The following is a 15,903-nucleotide window of genomic DNA, read 5'->3' on the forward strand; positions in this document are numbered from 1 at the left end:
CTCTCGAGAAATTTGTCGACGGAATTGCGAAGGACACTGATCATTGAGCATTGCAACTTGTCTGAGATCGAGCGTTATTCCGCTCCTCGGTCTCCTGTTCGTACAGTCCGCTCTTGCCGCCGCCCCGAAGCCCGAGGCCACCGTCAAAACCAAAGCCATCGAAGCGAGCCTCTATCTCGACGACAGGATCAAGGCCGATGCGGCGCTCGCGGCCGATTGTCTCGCCGAGGGCAAGAAATGGCTCGACAAGAACGCCGCGGAGGCGGCTTCCGAGCTCAAGCAGGATCCGCAATTCTTCCGCGACGGCGGCTGGAGCTTTGAGCGCAAATACAGCGTTCGCTCCGCGGTCGGCGACCGCTATGTCTCGATCGTTCGCGACGATTACATGGACACTCGCGGCGCCCATCCCAACACGGATGTCAACACCATCCTCTGGGACCGAGCCGAGAAGAAGCGCATCAGCATCCGCCCCTTCTTCAACGAGACCGCCGACAACGGCCCGACCATGACCGCGATGCTGAAGGCGGTGATCGCCTCGCTCAGAGTCGAAAAGAAGAAGCGCGACGCCGGCGACACCGCGACGGCCGAATGGTTCAAGGGGCTCGAGCCGAATCTCCTGAAGATCGGCGCGGTGACGCTCGCGCCCTCGACTGAGGCCGGCAAGAGCTCCGGGCTGACCTTCCATTATCCGCCTTACGCGGTCGGCCCATATGTCGAGGGCCAGTACGTCGCTTTCGTGCCATGGGAGACGCTCAAGCCGTACCTCACGGCGGAGGGAACGCGGATCTTCGGCGGCAGCCGGCCCAAGGACGACGAGGAAGAGCAACCGTGAGGCGCTAGTCTAAGCGGTGCAGACCGACGTCTGCCCCCTCGCCTGTCCGAACGTGCCGTTGTAAAGCAGGGCATGGCCACGCCCACCAATCCCCGCTTCGACATCAAGACCTTGGCGATGGAGCTGCGCGCCGGCCGGCGTGCGGCGCTGGCGCGGGCGATCACGCTGATCGAGAGCCGGCGCGGCGATCACCAGGCGGCCGCCCGCGAGCTGGTGCAGAAACTGTTGCCGGAGACAGGCAAGGCGGTCCGTGTCGGCATCACCGGCTCGCCGGGCGTCGGCAAATCGACCACCATCGACGCGCTTGGCATGTTCCTGATCGAACGCGGCCACAAAGTCGCGGTGCTTGCGGTCGATCCCTCGTCGGCGCGCTCCGGCGGCTCGATCCTTGGCGACAAGACGCGGATGGCGCGCCTTGCCGCCTCCGATCACGCCTTTATCCGCCCCTCGCCTTCCTCCGGCACGCTCGGCGGCGTCGCGGCCAAAACCCGCGAGGCCATGCTGCTATGCGAGGCCGCCGGCTTCGACGCGATCCTGGTGGAGACGGTCGGCATCGGCCAGTCGGAGACCGCAGTCTGCGACATGACCGATTTTTTCCTCGCCCTGATGCTGCCGGGTGCCGGCGACGAATTGCAGGGCATCAAGAAGGGCCTGGTCGAGCTCGCCGACATGATCGCCATCAACAAGGCGGATGGCGACAACGTCAAGCGCGCCAACACCGCGGCGGGCGAGTATCGCAGCGCGCTGCACATCCTCGCATCGCGTTCCGAGCATTGGCAGCCGCCGGTCGTGACCTATTCGGCGCTGACCGGCGCGGGCATCGCCGAGCTCTGGCAAAAGATCCTCGATCACCGCAGCGCGATGACCGCATCAGGCGATTTCGCGCTACGGCGGCGCGAGCAGCAGGTGAAATGGATGTGGTCGATCCTGGAGCAGCGGATGATGGCTCGGCTGCGTTCGGATGCCCCGTTGCGCGGAAAGGTGAAAAAGATCGAGGCCGAGGTCGCGGCAGGCCGCATCACGCCGGCGGTGGGTGCGGAGGAGATCGCGGAGATGCTGAAATGAGCGGGAAGCTGCGCATCCTCCTCACCGGTTTCGGCCCGTTTCCTGGCGCGCCCTTCAATCCGACCATGCCGCTGGTCGCGCGCCTGACGCAACTGCGCCGCCCCGCGCTCGACGACGTCGAATTGACCGGTCACATCTTCCACGTCACCTACCAGACGGTCGATCGCGAACTGCCGGAGCTGATCAAGGAGCTCGCGCCGCAGGCCTTGCTGATGTTCGGTCTTGCCGACCGCACGCCTTATCTGCGGGTGGAAACGCGCGCACGCAACGCCGTCACTACGCTGCTGCCGGACGCGGACGGCACGCTCGCGCGGCAAGGGTCGATCGTCAGCGGCGCCGACTCCATGGCATTCGGTCCGCATACCGCAAGCCTGCTGCGTGCGGCGCTCGCAACGGGAATCGATGCGCGCCCCTCGCGCGATGCCGGCAGTTATCTCTGCAACTATTTGAGCTGGCGCGCGATCGAAGCCTGCAGGCGGCCCGACGGTCCATCGCACGCCGCCTTCATTCATGTGCCCCTGGTCGCGCGCGATGGCGCGTCTCACCATGGCTCCTCAGGCATCACGCCTGATCAACTGGTCGATGCCGGCGAAGCCATGCTGATGGAGCTAACCAAGCTCGCGAGGCAGGCCGCGCGCGAAGCTGCGCCCGCATAGTTGCAGGGTGGGTTGAGCGCAAGCAAACCCCATCACCTTCACCGGCGGCAGGCACGATGGGTTTCAGTTCGTTCAAACCATCCATCCCACCGGCCACCGCCGGGTAAAGATTTAACCCTACCTCGAAGAAACATCCTTCCCGCCCCTCGCGGTTGCGGCACGACACCGCATTTCTGGAGTAACTCTCGCGACGCGTGCATTCGCGAGAACTGCGGGCCATGGATCTCAATCGACGTCATTTGCTGGGTGTTTCCGCGGCCGGCGCCGTGGGCGCGCTGGCATCGCCTTATACGGCGCGTGGGGCGGCGCTCGCCTCGCTCGGGCGCGATGCCACGCAATATGGCGTGCGGCCCGGCAGCCCCGACGACCAGACCAGAGCGCTGCAGCGCGCCATCGACGAGGCTGCCCGCGCGCAAACGCCGCTGGTGCTGCCGCCCGGTGTCTACCGCACCGGCCTTCTGAATCTGCAGAACGGCACCCAGCTCGTCGGGGTGCGCGGCGCGACGAAGTTCGTCTTCAGCGGCGGCCCGTCGCTGGTCCTCGGCGAAGGTGCCGGCCATGTCGGCCTGACCGGCATCACGCTTGACGGTGGCGACATCCCGCTGCCGCCCCGGCGTGGCCTGATCCATCTTCTCGGCGGGCGCGACATCCGCATCAACGATTGCGAGATCGTGAGCAGCGGCGGCGCCGGCATCTGGATCGAGCAGGTCTCCGGCGAGATCAGCGGCAACAGCTTTGCGCGCATTGCGTCCACGGCGGTCGTTTCCTTCGACGCGCTGGGCCTGATCGTGTCGCGCAACACCATTTCCGGCACGAGCGACAACGGCATCGAGATCCTGCGCACCGCGATCGGCGACGACGGCACCCTCGTCGCCGACAACCGTATCGAGGACATCAAGGCCGGCCCCGGCGGCTCGGGCCAGTACGGCAATGCCATCAACGCGTTTCGCGCCGGCAATGTGATCGTGCGGGGCAACCGCATCAAGAATTGCGATTACTCCGCGGTGCGCGGCAATTCGGCATCGAACATCCAGATCACCGGCAACAGCGTGAGCAATGTCCGTGAGGTCGCGCTCTATTCCGAATTCTCCTTCGAGGGCGCCGTGATCGCCAACAATACGGTGGATGGCGCGGCGCTCGGCGTCTCCGTGTGCAACTTCAATGAAGGCGGACGCATCGCGGTCGTACAGGGCAACATCATCCGCAACCTGCTGCCGAAACGGCCGATCGGCACCGCGCCGGACGATGACGCCGGCATCGGCATTTATGTGGAGGCAGATAGCACCGTCACCGGCAACGTCATCGAGAACGCACCCGCTTTCGGCATCGTTGCCGGCTGGGGCAAATACCTGCGCGACGTCACCATTTCCGGCAACGTGATCCGCAATGCCTTTGCCGGCATCGGCGTCTCGGTCGTGCCGGGCGCCGGCACCGCGCTGATCAACGACAACGTGATTTCGGAAACAGCGCGGGGCGCGATCGTCGGGCTGGATCACGCCCGTCCTGTCACGGCGGACCTGACAGGCGACGGCGCGCAGCGCTATGCGCAGCTCGTCATCGGCAGCAACGCGGTGCGGAGATAGGTCTTTAGAGCGCGTTGCGCAGCAGCGGATAGCGCTGCTCGATCGCGGCGAGGTCGAGCCGTGGCGGTGATGGGGCGATCAGCGCCCGCTCCAGCGCGACGAGATCGATGATCGGTACGGCGGGCACCTCCTCCGCAGGAACGAAGTCCGCGGCGGTGGCGGATGCGATGGAGGGCGCGCTTGCGAGCGGAAGCGCCTCGTACCCGCGCTCCTGACGGACGAAGCGAGGCGCCTCGTCCTTGCGCGGGCTCGACCGGCCGGACAAAATGCGCCAGGCCTCCACCGCTCTTTTGGCTTCCCGGATGTTCTCGAGAAAAGCGCGTTCGCTGTGATAACGGCGCCACCGGCCGCTCTCGAACAATTCGGTGAGATGCTGCAGCCGCTGCTCGGCAAGCATGCACCAGCGCACGATCAGATCGTGGCGCAAAGCCACGTCCAAGTGATGTGTCATTGGACCCCAGCCCGTAAGGAAGATAACGGACGCAGACGCAACGGACGCGAATCACCCTGACGTGACCGCATTATTTTTGTGGAAAACATTTTTGTTGTCCAGCGGACGCCAACATTTCGCCGCGCCAGGCGGCCTTCCGAAGGTTTCGCGGTGAAGCCACGCGCGCATCATGCAGCCATGTCGCCCGAGGGCTGCGGCAAAACAGCGCGAAAATGAAAGACCCGTCCGGGGGGACAACCGGACGGGTCAAAGTCATATGGCGCTTGGGGTGGATGGGCGCTCGCGCCTGATATGACTGGCGGGGAGGGATTTCCGCTCCCACACCTTTTGGTCGCCAAGCACCCGGGGCACGTTCAATCGGCGCGCGATTTTTTTAGCTTTTGAGGAAAGCGGTTCCGGGTGCGGATTAGCCATTGCTCGGCGGCGCCATTGGCCCCAGTGGCTGCGGGTTTTTCGCTCGCGACGGCCGCAACTGGCGGCTTTTCGCTCCGTTCCGGCACGCTTTCACGGATCTGGCGGGTTCTGATGCGATCGCGGGCGCGGGCGCAGCGGCAAGTCGCAATCCTCACGGCGGCACAGGCGCAGGCCGCAGAGATCATCACGTCCTGGTGAGGTTAGATCGCGCGCGGTGAGGAGGAGCGTGAAGCACGGGATTCGGAGTTCACGAGCAGCCGTTACGGCGCCGGCGCGGCGAAGCTGACGCTCTTCTCGGAGGAGAGCCTGTTGATCACGCTTGAGAGATCTTCCCTGCTCATGGCCTGATCGCGGAACTGCAGGCGGAACGTGCCGCTCCCGGCCGTGCCGATGATGGAGGCCTGATATTTGTCGAGCAGCGCCGTGATGTCAGCGATACGAGCTTCCGCCGCAAAGCGCACCAGCGCGCGTGGCGGCGCGGCGCCGCCCAGATCGCGCACGACGGGCTCGCTCACGCCAAGCGAGGCCGTCCGATAGCTGGCGGATTGGCTCTTGATCAGCACGGCGGCGATCACGCCGGCCTGCAACGCCAGCACAAGCGCACCGAGGCTCGCACACCAGGCGAGTGTCCGCGGCGAAAGCCTGGCGAAAAAGTCGGACACGCGCGCCGCCAAGCCGGCGCTCACCCGCCGGCGGCGTTCGGGTTCGGCGTCGATCGCCGCAAACAGCTTCTGTAGCGGCCGTCCCGACGGCGCACCGAGGCTCTCGTTGACGGCGATGGTTTCGGCATATTCTTCGCGGATCACCGCAAATTGCCGCGCAAGATCGGGGTCGCGCGCCAGCGCCTCCTCGACGCGCCGTGCGTCGCGCGCAGCCAGAGTGCCGGCCGCGTACCATGGCAGCAGCAGTTCAATGTCACTGGGCCCGTCTTCCAGCATTTTCTTGCTCAGTGCCATCATGGCCAACCTCGCTCCACGCCGGCTGCTTTGAGCAGTTCGGCCAATTTTTTGCGCGCACAGAACAGCCGCGTCTTCACGGTGTCTTCGGGAATCCTGACGATGTCAGCGACCTCTTCCACCGATTTCTCGTGGTAGTAGAGGAGATCGACGATCTCCCGATGTTCGCGCGAAAGTCCCGTCAGGCACTTACGCAACGCTTCACTGGTGTCCTTCGCGGTGGCGACCACCTCCGGATCGTCGGACGCATATCCGGAAGCGCGTCGGCAACCTTATCCTCCAGTTCAAGGTCCTTCCTGCGCCGCAACGCAGACAGGGCCTTGAAACGTGTGATTGCCAAGAGCCAGGTGGAAACGGCGGATCGGCCTTCAAACCTGACGGCCTGACGCCATACGTCGAGGAAGACCTCGTTGATGAGGTCTTCCGCGATCTGTTCGTCGCGGACGAGCCGAAGCCCGAAACGAAACACCCTGACATGGTGCCGCCCGTACAGCACCTGCATGGCGAGCCGGTCGCCTTGAGGGATCCGGGCGATCAGAGTTTCGTCCGAAGCCGCCTGTCTTGCACCCAAGTGCCGTCTCGCACGATTTGTCGGATGGGGTTGGCGAGTGGTTCGATCGTGGAGCCAAGATTCTTGAGTATGGCACGGCTGCGCGATTGCATCTGTGGCCTATCCCACAACCCAGCAGATGCTCAGGAGAGTGCCCCGCCCCAGTGAGAGCGTCTTGCGAATAGAGGTATCATAATACAGCAACTCGAACGAGCTTGGCAAAGCTTCCACCAAGGCAGGGCCGACGACCCGTGACCCGTCGTCCGCCGCATCAAAATTCCTTCCTCGAATAGCGGTAACGGGGGCCTTCGCGCGCACTCCCAGTCGGCTCCAAAAGATACCAAAACTAAAGGCTTTCCCGCGTAGATTTTGCCTTCAGTTCCACCGATGGCGAAATCATGGGCCCGAGCTTTCGGGCTCGCCTATGTGGCGAGAATCCTGCCCTTTCGCTCTCGGAGACCTGATGGGCGCCGTTTTCAGAACACGAAGACATTTTCAACGGACGACGAATCGGCGGTCCGCATCTGCTCCAGGACAGAGACATGGGTTCAAAGTCTGCCGCCACTACCGATAGCTTGCTCGACGAATTGCAGGCCGCGCTCGCCCACGGCACGGTGGCGCGGCGGGTCGAGACACTCCGCCGCGTCACCGACCTGTTCATCGAAGGCGCGGTCGACTATTCCGACCAACAGATCGAACTCTTCGACGATGTCTTCCAATGTCTGATCGAGCAGATCGAGGTTTCCGCCAAGGCGCTCCTTGCTGATCGTCTGGCCCCCATCGACGCTGCCCCACCGCAGACTATCCGCACGCTGGCTTTCGACGAGGCCATCGAGGTCGCAGGGCCGGTGCTGTCGCGCTCTGAACGGCTCGACGACGCGACGCTGATCGAGGCGGCGCACAACAAAAGCCAGGCACATCTGCTCGCGATTTCCAATCGCAGCGCGCTGAGCGGCGCGGTGACCGAGGTGCTGGTGCTGCGCGGCAACGACGAAGTGGTGCGGAATACGGTCAACAATCCCGGCGCCGAATTTAACGAGCGCAGCTTCACCCGCCTGGTCAGCCGCGCCGAGGGTGACGACAATCTGACGACTTGCATCGGCCTGCGTCCCGACCTGCCGCGGCATGTCTATCTGAAACTGCTCGCCAAGGCTTCCGCGACCGTGCGGCAGCGCCTAGAGGCGGCCAATCCAAAGCTGGCCGGCGATGTGCCGGGCGCGGTACGCGAGGCAACCCGGCGCGCGCGCTCGGCTCCCTCCGGGCTAACCCAGCAGACCGAGATCGCGCATGCCCTGGTCAAATCGCTCTACGAGGACGGACGGCTCGACGAACAGCAGGTGGCGCAGTTCGCGGAAGACGGAAAATTCGACGAAGCCAACGCCGCGATCGCGGCCCTTGCCAACGTGCCGGTGTCGACAGCCGAAAACATGATGATCGAGAGCCGCGCCGAAGGAGTGATGATCCTGTGCAAAGTGTCGGGCATGTCCTGGTCGACCGTGAGGGCGATCATCAATATGCGCGACGAGCTCTCGGGCGGGACGCCCACCGACATTGCCTCCTGCAAGGCAACCTATGAGCGGCTGCGCCCCTCGACCGCGCAACAGGTGCTGCGCTTCCATCGCATGCAGCAGAGCGCGGACGCACCGGCGGCGTGAGGTCGTCCTCCCGCGACAGGATGGCGTCATTGCGCGCGCAATGACGGGCCTGGTTGAAGGCGCTCCGGCTCTGCAACTTGAGCGCGGATGCTCTAAAGCGCGATGGGATTAGTTAGGTCGAATCGCCTTCGCGCTTGTTTGAGCATGATCTTTTCGGAAAACCGCTTCACACTTTTCCGGATCATGCTTCTAGAATTTCAGCACCCGCGCCCCCGCCAGCGCGCCGACCGCCGTCACCAGCGTCGTTGCCACCGTGTACCAGGTCGCGACGAACAGCGGCGAATCGTCGGTGCAGTGTGAGGCATAGAGCGTCGCGGCGAGGCCCGAGGACATCAATCCAGCCACGGCGCCGGTGAGCGCGGGGCGCGTCGGCGCGCCGTGGCGCAGGCCGACGAGCGCCGCTGCGAGCAGCGGCAGCGACATCAGCGGGATCGCGGTCATGCAGAGCCGAGAATTGTTGCCGACCAGCCGCGTCATCATCGGCAATCTTTGCGGCAGCATGGCTTCCCCGGCGATCCCGGCGGCCAGAATTCCCGCGGGGATCACGAACAGCCAGCCGAAGCCGCCCAGCGAAACTTCGGGGCGCGACAAATGCAGGCCGGCAATGATTCCCGCCAGCGCCAGCGCCAGCGTCACCGCGAACTTGAGGTCGAAAAACGGATTATGCATCGCGGTCATGACGTCCGCCCGCACGCCCAGCGCGGAGAAGAACATCAGAAGCGACACTGGTGCTGCGGCAAGCAGCGCCAGCGCCAGCACAAAGCCGACGGGGCGCGCGCGATAGGCGTTGTCGGCGGCGAGCGTCCGGATTAGCTGATCGGTATCCATGCTCATTGTTCTCGTAGCCTCGCCGTGAGACTGGCCAGGGCGCGATGCAGCGCCACGCGCACCGCGCCCTCGCTCATCGCGAATTTTCGCGCGGTGTCCTTGATCGAGGCGCTCTCGACCGCGATCGATTGCAGCACCTCGCGCTGGCGCACCGGCAATGTCTTGAGCTGGGCCTGGACCTCGGCGGATGAGGCCGTTTCCGCCCTGGGCTGCTCCGGCAGGGTCTCGGCGAAATCATCGATATTGACGAACACCCGCCTACCCCGCCGGCGCAGCGCGTCGATCAGCTTGTTGCGCGCGATGGCAAACAGCCAGGGCGCGAACGGCGCGTTCGCATCCCAGGTATGTCGCTTCAGATGCACCGCCAACAAAATGTCCTGCACGATATCCTCGGCCTGATCGGGAGGCTGCCCGGCACGCGCGAGCCCCCGACGCGCCGCGGCCCTCAAGACCGGCGCAATGGCCCCGAGCAGACGATGATATGCCGCGTCGTCGCCAGCCATGGCCGACCGCATCAGGCCGGTCCATTCGTCTTCACGTTCGCGCACGCACGCTCCAACCGTTCAATTCGGCCGATCTATCAGATTGTTACGCCGAAAAATTAAAATCACGAAGCCGTGATCGAGATTTCCGTGCCGACGATTTAGCGGCTCATTAACACCGATTGTCGCCGCTGGCACGGGCCGTCAGCTCGTCGCTGCAACTTGTGAAGACAGCGCGGAAATGCAGCAGCAATTGCTGCCCCGCTTTCGCCCGGTATAGCGCGAAGATTCCCTTTTTCTGCCGTGCTGCTGTCATGGCTGAAGGTCTTCTCTGTTCACGTTCTGGGGACTGGAAAAGTGGAGATTGCCAATGAGCAGGGCCAATGCGCATTCGGCGTTGATACTCACGCTCGGAATGGTGATGGGTTTTGCGGTCGTCCCGCCCGCTGCAAGCGACGAGCTCAACTCTCCCGTGTTCGTGACGCCGGCCGAAAACGCGGCGCAGCCCGGCACCTCCACACAGCCGGCCAACCCGAACCCAGTGGTTGCTCCCGATCAGCTCAACGATGTCGACCGCACGCTGCAAAACAATGCCGCGGCCCAGACGAGCGCTCCTCCCGTGCCGGCCGCCCAGCCAAGCACGCCGGCCGCGTCCGCCGACGCGCCTGCCGCCCGCTCCGCTCCCGTCGCGGCCGCCGGCGCCGAGCATTCGGTCTGGGACGAGACCTCTCTGATCGGCAAGATCTTCATCGGCTTCGGCGCGCTGCTGACCGTCGCCTCCGCCGCGCGCATGTTCATGGCCTAACCCTGGCAGGTGCGATCCCGCAGCGGGCGCGTCCCGTTCCCGCGCCCCCGGATTGCGCGACGATCGTTGCACTTGAAGCGCACCCGCGCAGCGGGCACATTCGCCCGCAACACATCAACTTTGCGGGTGAACCATGAGCACGTTCGAGCACATCATTGTCGAAAGCAAGGGCGCGGTTGGCATCCTCAAGCTCAACCGGCCGAAAATGCTCAACGCCCTGTCCTTCGGCGTGTTTCGCGAGATTGCCGCGGCGATCGACGATCTCGAGGCCGATGAGAATATCGGCTGCATCGTCGTGACCGGCAGCGACAAGGCCTTTGCCGCCGGCGCCGATATCAAGGAGATGCAGCCGAAAGGCTTCATCGACATGTTCTCCAGCGACTTTGCCGCAATCGGCGGCGACCGGGTCGCGAAGTGCCGCAAGCCGACCATTGCGGCGGTGGCGGGCTATGCGCTGGGCGGCGGCTGCGAGCTTGCGATGATGTGCGACATCATCATCGCCGCCGATACGGCCAAGTTCGGTCAGCCCGAGATCACCCTCGGCACCATTCCCGGGATCGGCGGCACGCAGCGGCTGACGCGCGCTGTCGGCAAGGCCAAGGCCATGGATCTCTGCCTCACCGGGCGGATGATGGACGCCGACGAGGCCGAGCGCAGCGGGCTTGTCAGCCGCGTCGTGCCCGCGGACAAATTGATGGACGAGGCGCTCGCGGCCGCGGAGAAGATCGCCGCGATGTCGCGGCCCGCGGCGATCATGGCCAAGGAGGCCGTCAACCGCGCATTCGAAACGCCGCTCTCAGAAGGCCTCAATGTCGAGCGCAACCTGTTCCACGCGACCTTTGCGCTGGAAGATCGCGCCGAAGGCATGGCCGCCTTCATCGAAAAACGCAAGCCGGTGAACAAGAACAGGTAGTTTTCTGCGACGGCAGCGCCGCTTATTCGGTCGTCATGCCCGGGCTGTCCCGCCTGCGTGTCGAAGCCCCTTTTGGCAAGGCGAAGGCCCGGGCACTCACGTTCTTCCAGGAAGACGTGGATGGCCGGGACAAGCCGGACAAGCCCGGCCATGACGGTTGCGTTCGGGGCTGCAGCCTTTTTCGTTTTCTGAGGGCAAGGAAGCCGTCGATGAGAAGCCGCCGCATTCACGTCACCGGCGCATCGGGGTCGGGCGCCACCACGCTCGGCCGCGCGCTCGCGGACGCGCTGGCGCTGCCGCATCACGACACCGACGACTATTTCTGGAAGCCGACCACGCCGCCCTATCGGGAGCAGCGCGAGGTCGGCGAACGCCTGCGGTTGATGCGGGAGATGTTTCTGCCACGGGCGGACTGGGTGTTGAGTGGCGGCCTCGGCCGCTGGGGCGACGAACTCATCCCGAACTTCGATCTCGTCGCCTTTCTCAGGACACCGCATGAACTGCGCATGCGGCGCCTGCGCGCACGCGAAGCCACGCATTTCGGCGAAGATGCGGTCGGACCCGGCGGCTGGCGCTACGAAGAGACCGCCGCTTTCATGGAATGGGCATCGCACTACGAAGACGGCACACGCGAGGGTCGCAGCTTGGCGCGGCAGGAAGCCTGGCTCGCCAAATTGCCCTGCCCGGTGTTGCGGCTGGACGGATCCCGGCCGATCGCAGAGCTGGTCGCGGAAGTTCGGTGCGCACTGAATGGCTGAACGGCGCGAAGCGCTCTTGCCCAAGGAGAAGGAACGACCGAGGATCAAGTTGCCGTCATTCCGGGGTGATGCGATCTCCTACCACTGTCGTTCCGGGACTCGCGAAGCGAGAACCCGGAACCTCGAGATTCTCAGATGTGCAACTGCACATCAGAGTTCGGTGCTAACGCACGCCCCGGAATGACGCGTTCAACAATAACGCGCGAACAACGATAACATGCGCGCCCAGGGAGGAAACAACCATGCTCACCAGACGAACCATTCTGCTCGCCTCGATCGCCGCCGGAGTCACCATGCAAAATCAATCAGCCCGCGCCAAAGCCTCGCAGCCGTCCACGGCGGTGAATTTCGACGTGCCCGCCGGCGCCTGCGATTGCCACACCCACATCCACGCGGACCCGGCAAAATTCCCGTTTTATCCGGGCCGCGTCTATACGCCCGAGCCCGCAAGCCCAGAGGAAATGAGCGCGCTGCACAAGGCGCTGCATATCGAACGGGTGGTGATCGTCACGCCCAGTGTCTACGGGCCGGACAATTCCGCCACGCTGTTCGGCATCAAGGCGCGCGGACCGACCGCCCGCGGCGTTGCCGTGATCGACGACAAGACCTCCGAGAATGATCTGGACGCGCTCCAGCAGGCCGGCTTTCGCGGCATTCGCCTCAACCTCGCGACCGGCGGTATCAACGATCCCAATGTCGGGCGCAGCCGCTTCCAGGCCGCCGTCGATCGCATGAAGGCGCGCGGCTGGCATGTGCAGCTTTACACGACGCTTCCGATGATCACGGCGATCAAGGACCTCGTCGCCTCTTCTCCGGTGCCCGCGGTGTTCGATCATTTCGGCGGCGCGCAGGCCGAGCTTGGCGTCGGCCAGCCGGGCTTTTCCGACCTGGTGGACCTGGTCAAGAGCGGCAAGGCCTATGTGAAGATCTCCGGCGCCTACCGGGCCTCCAAGCTCGCGCCTGATTATCCCGACGTGGTGCCGCTGGCGAAGGCGCTGATATCAGCCAATCCGGACCGCATCGTCTGGGGCACCGACTGGCCGCACCCGGACTCGGTGACCCCGCCCGGACACAAGGTCACCGACGTGACGCCGCTGCTCCAGATCGACGACGGCAGGCTGCTGAACCAGCTTGCCGTGTGGGCGCCGGATGCGGCGATCCGCAAGAAGATCCTGGTCGACAATCCGGCGCGGCTTTACGGGTTCTAGGAGCTAAAGCATCCGCCGATCAAGTTGCAGGGCCGGACGAGCGCCTTCAAGCAAGCCTGTCATTGCGAGGAGCGAAAGCGACGAAGCAATCTAGACTGCATCCGCGGAGAAAATCTGGATTGCTTCGCTTGCGCTCGCAATGACGCCGGAGGTTGGGCGCGCCTGTCCTCTATTCGCTCATCTCGGCGACTGCTCTAAAGCGCGATGGGATTAGGTTGAATCGCCATCGCGCTTTAGATTCCTCTTTCGAGCATAATCATTTTGGAAAACCGTTTCATACTTTTCCGGATCATGCTCTAGCGTCCCTGGTAGACCGGCTTGCGGCGGTTCAGCCAGGCCTTGAGCGCCTCGCTGAGATCATGGGTCGGCACCATGCGCGCGAACTGCTCGCTCTCGATCGCAAGGCCTTCAGCGATCGAGGCGTTCAGGCCGCGCGACACGGCTGCGATGATGCGCGCCGCCGTCAGAGGGGAATGCCTTAGGATGCGGTCGGCCAGTGCGAGCGCTTCGGAAAGCACGCTCTCGTGCGGAACGATGCGGTTGATCAACCCCATCTCGTAGGCGCGCTGCACCGAGAAGCTGTCCCCCGTGAGCAGATATTCCAGCGCACGCTTCCTCCCGGCGAGCCGCGGCAGGCGTTGCGTACCGCCGAATGTCGGGGGAATGCCGATGTTGATCTCCGGTTTGGCAAAGCTCGCCTGCTCGCTCGCGACCGCGAGGTGTACCGCTTCGATGATCTCGCAGCCGCCGCCGAAGGCAAGGCCGTTCACCGCGGCGATGATCGGCTTGGGGAAGGCCTCCATGCGCGCGGTCATCGCCTGGCCGCGGCGCACGAAGGCTTTCACCGCCGCATCGGGCCCGTCCTTGATGCTGCCGGAGAACTCGGCGATATCAGCGCCTGCCGAAAACGGGCGCCGAGCACAAGAAGCGGTTCGAGCAGTGGCTCGACGGCATCTTCGCCGAGCACGGCATCGAGAAGCGGGACGAACTGGCGCGCGAAGTCATGCTGCTGCTTGATGGGGCGGCCACGGTCATGCTGATCCATCATGATGCCGCTTACGTCAAAGCGGCCGGCGATCTCGCGGGTATGCTGGTCGAAGCAGCATCGCGGCGAGATTTGGGTCGAGCGGCTGAACGGCTTCAGGGATTTGAGGCGCAGACATTGAAGTAATATCTCGCTTGAATGCGACGGCCTTCTCAGGATGAGCGCGCAACCACTTGAGGCAGTTGCGCAATCCGCCGAAGCGCCGCTGCCCCCCGGAGCTGATGGCCTAACTCTTGGACCGCTTCAGATCCGCGTGGGCCACTCCGGCGGATGGCTGCCGAGCGGCATCGCCGGGCGCGCCCAGAACGCCGGGGTGTTTGCGAGCTTTGCCGCGTGGCTCACCGAGCTCAGCCGACCGAAGCCCGAAGGCAGCTCTTCGAGCAGCGGCTTGATGGCCTCGGCCTTCAAATCCTCGGTCTTGAGCCCGTCCGCGATGCGGCCCAAATTCCAGAGCCAGCGCCCGGTCTGCGCCAGCGAGACGCGGACCAGCCAGCTACCGCCTTCGCGCGCCTGGCGTGCTTTGGCCATCATGGCGCCGAACGCCATCAGATAGCCGGTGGCATGGTCGAGCATCTGTGCCGGCAATTCCTTCGGGCCGTCGACGCTGGCCGCCTGCCCTTCGGCGTGATTGAATCCGGTCGCCGTCTGCACCAGCGAGTCGAAGCCGCGACGCTCCGACCACGGGCCGGCATGACCATAGGCCGAGAGCGAAACATAGACGATGCCGGGGCTGACATGCGCCGCCTCCTCCGGCGAAAAGCCGAGCGAGGCGATGGCGCGCGGGCGATAGCCTTGCGAGACAATATCGGCCTGCGCGAGAAGCCGGCGCAAGGTCGCCCGCCCCTCCTCGCGCTTCAGCTCGACAAAGCTGGTCAGCTTGCCGCGGCCGGTATCGATCACGAGCCAGGGAATCGTCGGCAGTGCGGGCCCGGAGATCAGCATCACGTCGGCGCCGTGCGCGGCGAGCGTGCGGCCCGCGACCGGTCCTGCAATGACACGCGACAGGTCGAGCACGCGAATGCCTGCCAGCGGCCGGTCTCCCGCCGGCCAGGGCTTTGGCGGAGCCTCGCCGATTTTCTCGATCGTGAACAGCGGCAATTCCGCCAGCGCCCTTCCTTGCAGATGCGCCGACCATTCGTCGTACGAACGCATCATCGCTACCACGGCGCCGCCGGCATAGGCGGCGGTCTCGAACGCTTCGCCCTCCCATTGCATGAGCGCCGCCTGGATCGCCTCGCGGCTCTCGGCGCAGTTCAGGACCTTGCAGACGGCGGCGCGATGATGCGGAAAATTGGTATGCAGCCGGACGAAGCGGCCGTCGCCCGTCCTGTAGATGCCGGCGGTCGGGTCCCAGGCCGGCGGCGGTGGCTTGTCGTCGAGCCGCAAATAGCGCTCGGAGCGGCATTCGACCGCGGCGTGACGCATGTCCACGGCGACTTCCTGCGCTTCGCCGCTGCGCATCTGCCAGAGCTGAGCCGCGGCAAGGCCGCTCGCCGCAATGCTCGCTTGAGCGGCGGCGGCGACGCGAAACGACGACGGCAGTTGCGGTTCTTCGCCGGTGAGCGTGACGGCCGAGAGCGCAGCAGCGTCGCCGTCGGCGAGGTGCCACAGGTCAGAGAGAATTTCGCGGGGTGTTTGCATGGTGGGAGCCTTAAGACACTCCTGTCATCATCCGCGAAAGCAGATGATCCAGTATTCCGGG

The 15,903-nt window shown here is 64.7% G+C and carries 15 protein-coding genes and 2 pseudogenes; 10 read left to right on the top strand and 7 right to left on the bottom strand.

Annotation, left to right across the window (positions count from 1 at the left end):
* Positions 1–49: 49 nt before the first annotated feature.
* From P6U23_RS29075 to P6U23_RS29090, 4 genes are all read left to right on the top strand, one after another.
* Positions 50–832, top strand: a complete 783-nt coding sequence (locus tag P6U23_RS29075) for a DUF3298 domain-containing protein (RefSeq protein ID WP_407181622.1) — start codon at positions 50–52, stop codon at positions 830–832.
* A 72-nt stretch (positions 833–904) separates the two neighbouring features.
* Positions 905–1,897, top strand: coding sequence for a methylmalonyl Co-A mutase-associated GTPase MeaB (gene meaB / locus P6U23_RS29080; RefSeq protein WP_407175829.1), 993 nt, complete (start codon positions 905–907; stop codon positions 1,895–1,897).
* A complete protein-coding gene (locus P6U23_RS29085; RefSeq protein WP_407175830.1) occupies positions 1,894–2,553 on the top strand; it encodes a pyroglutamyl-peptidase I in 660 nt (219 codons plus the stop codon). The genes meaB and P6U23_RS29085 overlap by 4 nt, the downstream gene beginning before the upstream one ends.
* A 218-nt stretch (positions 2,554–2,771) precedes the next feature.
* Positions 2,772–4,136, top strand: coding sequence for a TIGR03808 family TAT-translocated repetitive protein (locus tag P6U23_RS29090; RefSeq protein ID WP_407175831.1), 1,365 nt, complete (start codon positions 2,772–2,774; stop codon positions 4,134–4,136).
* A gap of 4 nt (positions 4,137–4,140) precedes the next feature.
* Here P6U23_RS29090 and P6U23_RS29095 read toward each other — a convergent pair whose 3' ends face one another.
* The 3 genes and pseudogenes from P6U23_RS29095 to P6U23_RS29105 all read right to left on the bottom strand — a co-directional run bounded on the left by P6U23_RS29095 (position 4,141) and on the right by P6U23_RS29105 (position 6,528).
* Entirely contained in the window at positions 4,141–4,587 is a 447-nt protein-coding gene (locus tag P6U23_RS29095; RefSeq protein ID WP_407175832.1) for a TIGR03809 family protein, read from the bottom strand.
* Positions 4,588–5,261: 674 nt separating this feature from the next.
* Positions 5,262–5,960: a hypothetical protein gene (locus P6U23_RS29100; RefSeq protein ID WP_407175833.1), complete on the bottom strand. Its 699-nt coding sequence runs from the start codon at positions 5,958–5,960 to the stop codon at positions 5,262–5,264.
* Positions 5,957–6,528, bottom strand: a pseudogene (locus P6U23_RS29105) (sigma-70 family RNA polymerase sigma factor). Before P6U23_RS29105 ends, P6U23_RS29100 begins: the two are co-directional and overlap by 4 nt.
* A 521-nt stretch (positions 6,529–7,049) precedes the next feature.
* Here P6U23_RS29105 and P6U23_RS29110 point away from each other — a divergent pair.
* Positions 7,050–8,162: a DUF2336 domain-containing protein gene (locus P6U23_RS29110; RefSeq protein WP_407175834.1), complete on the top strand. Its 1,113-nt coding sequence runs from the start codon at positions 7,050–7,052 to the stop codon at positions 8,160–8,162.
* A gap of 189 nt (positions 8,163–8,351) precedes the next feature.
* Here the strand turns inward: P6U23_RS29110 and P6U23_RS29115 are convergent, their stop codons facing one another.
* Positions 8,352–8,990 (bottom strand): NrsF family protein, encoded by a 639-nt coding sequence (locus P6U23_RS29115; RefSeq protein WP_407175835.1) that lies wholly within the window; start codon positions 8,988–8,990, stop codon positions 8,352–8,354.
* A 2-nt stretch (positions 8,991–8,992) separates the two neighbouring features.
* Positions 8,993–9,538, bottom strand: coding sequence for a sigma-70 family RNA polymerase sigma factor (locus tag P6U23_RS29120; RefSeq protein ID WP_407175836.1), 546 nt, complete (start codon positions 9,536–9,538; stop codon positions 8,993–8,995).
* A 304-nt stretch (positions 9,539–9,842) separates the two neighbouring features.
* Here P6U23_RS29120 and P6U23_RS29125 point away from each other — a divergent pair, with 304 nt between their 5' ends.
* The 4 genes from P6U23_RS29125 (at position 9,843) to P6U23_RS29140 (ending at position 13,156) form a co-directional block, all read left to right on the top strand.
* Positions 9,843–10,277: a hypothetical protein gene (locus tag P6U23_RS29125; RefSeq protein WP_407175837.1), complete on the top strand. Its 435-nt coding sequence runs from the start codon at positions 9,843–9,845 to the stop codon at positions 10,275–10,277.
* Positions 10,278–10,410: 133 nt separating this feature from the next.
* Positions 10,411–11,190 carry an enoyl-CoA hydratase gene (locus P6U23_RS29130; RefSeq protein ID WP_407175838.1) on the top strand — a complete coding sequence of 260 codons (780 nt, stop codon included), beginning with the start codon at positions 10,411–10,413 and terminating at the stop codon, positions 11,188–11,190.
* A gap of 209 nt (positions 11,191–11,399) precedes the next feature.
* On the top strand, positions 11,400–11,948 hold the full coding sequence (locus tag P6U23_RS29135; RefSeq protein ID WP_407175839.1) for a hypothetical protein: 549 nt from the start codon (positions 11,400–11,402) through the stop codon (positions 11,946–11,948).
* Positions 11,949–12,190: 242 nt separating this feature from the next.
* Positions 12,191–13,156, top strand: a complete 966-nt coding sequence (locus tag P6U23_RS29140; protein ID WP_407175840.1) for an amidohydrolase family protein — start codon at positions 12,191–12,193, stop codon at positions 13,154–13,156.
* Positions 13,157–13,452: 296 nt separating this feature from the next.
* On the opposite strand, the pseudogene P6U23_RS29145 reads toward P6U23_RS29140, so the two are convergent.
* Positions 13,453–14,070 (bottom strand): annotated as a pseudogene (locus tag P6U23_RS29145) (enoyl-CoA hydratase-related protein); the annotation flags it as partial.
* Positions 14,071–14,159: 89 nt separating this feature from the next.
* On the opposite strand from P6U23_RS29145, the gene P6U23_RS29150 reads away from it, so the two are divergent.
* Positions 14,160–14,327: a hypothetical protein gene (locus P6U23_RS29150; RefSeq protein ID WP_407175841.1), complete on the top strand. Its 168-nt coding sequence runs from the start codon at positions 14,160–14,162 to the stop codon at positions 14,325–14,327.
* A 117-nt stretch (positions 14,328–14,444) separates the two neighbouring features.
* On the opposite strand, the gene P6U23_RS29155 is transcribed toward P6U23_RS29150, so the two are convergent.
* Entirely contained in the window at positions 14,445–15,842 is a 1,398-nt protein-coding gene (locus P6U23_RS29155; RefSeq protein WP_407175842.1) for a CoA transferase, read from the bottom strand.
* Positions 15,843–15,903: the final 61 nt, after the last annotated feature.

This window comes from Bradyrhizobium sp. STM 3562, assembly GCF_045571435.1.
Lineage (GTDB): Bacteria > Pseudomonadota > Alphaproteobacteria > Rhizobiales > Xanthobacteraceae > Bradyrhizobium.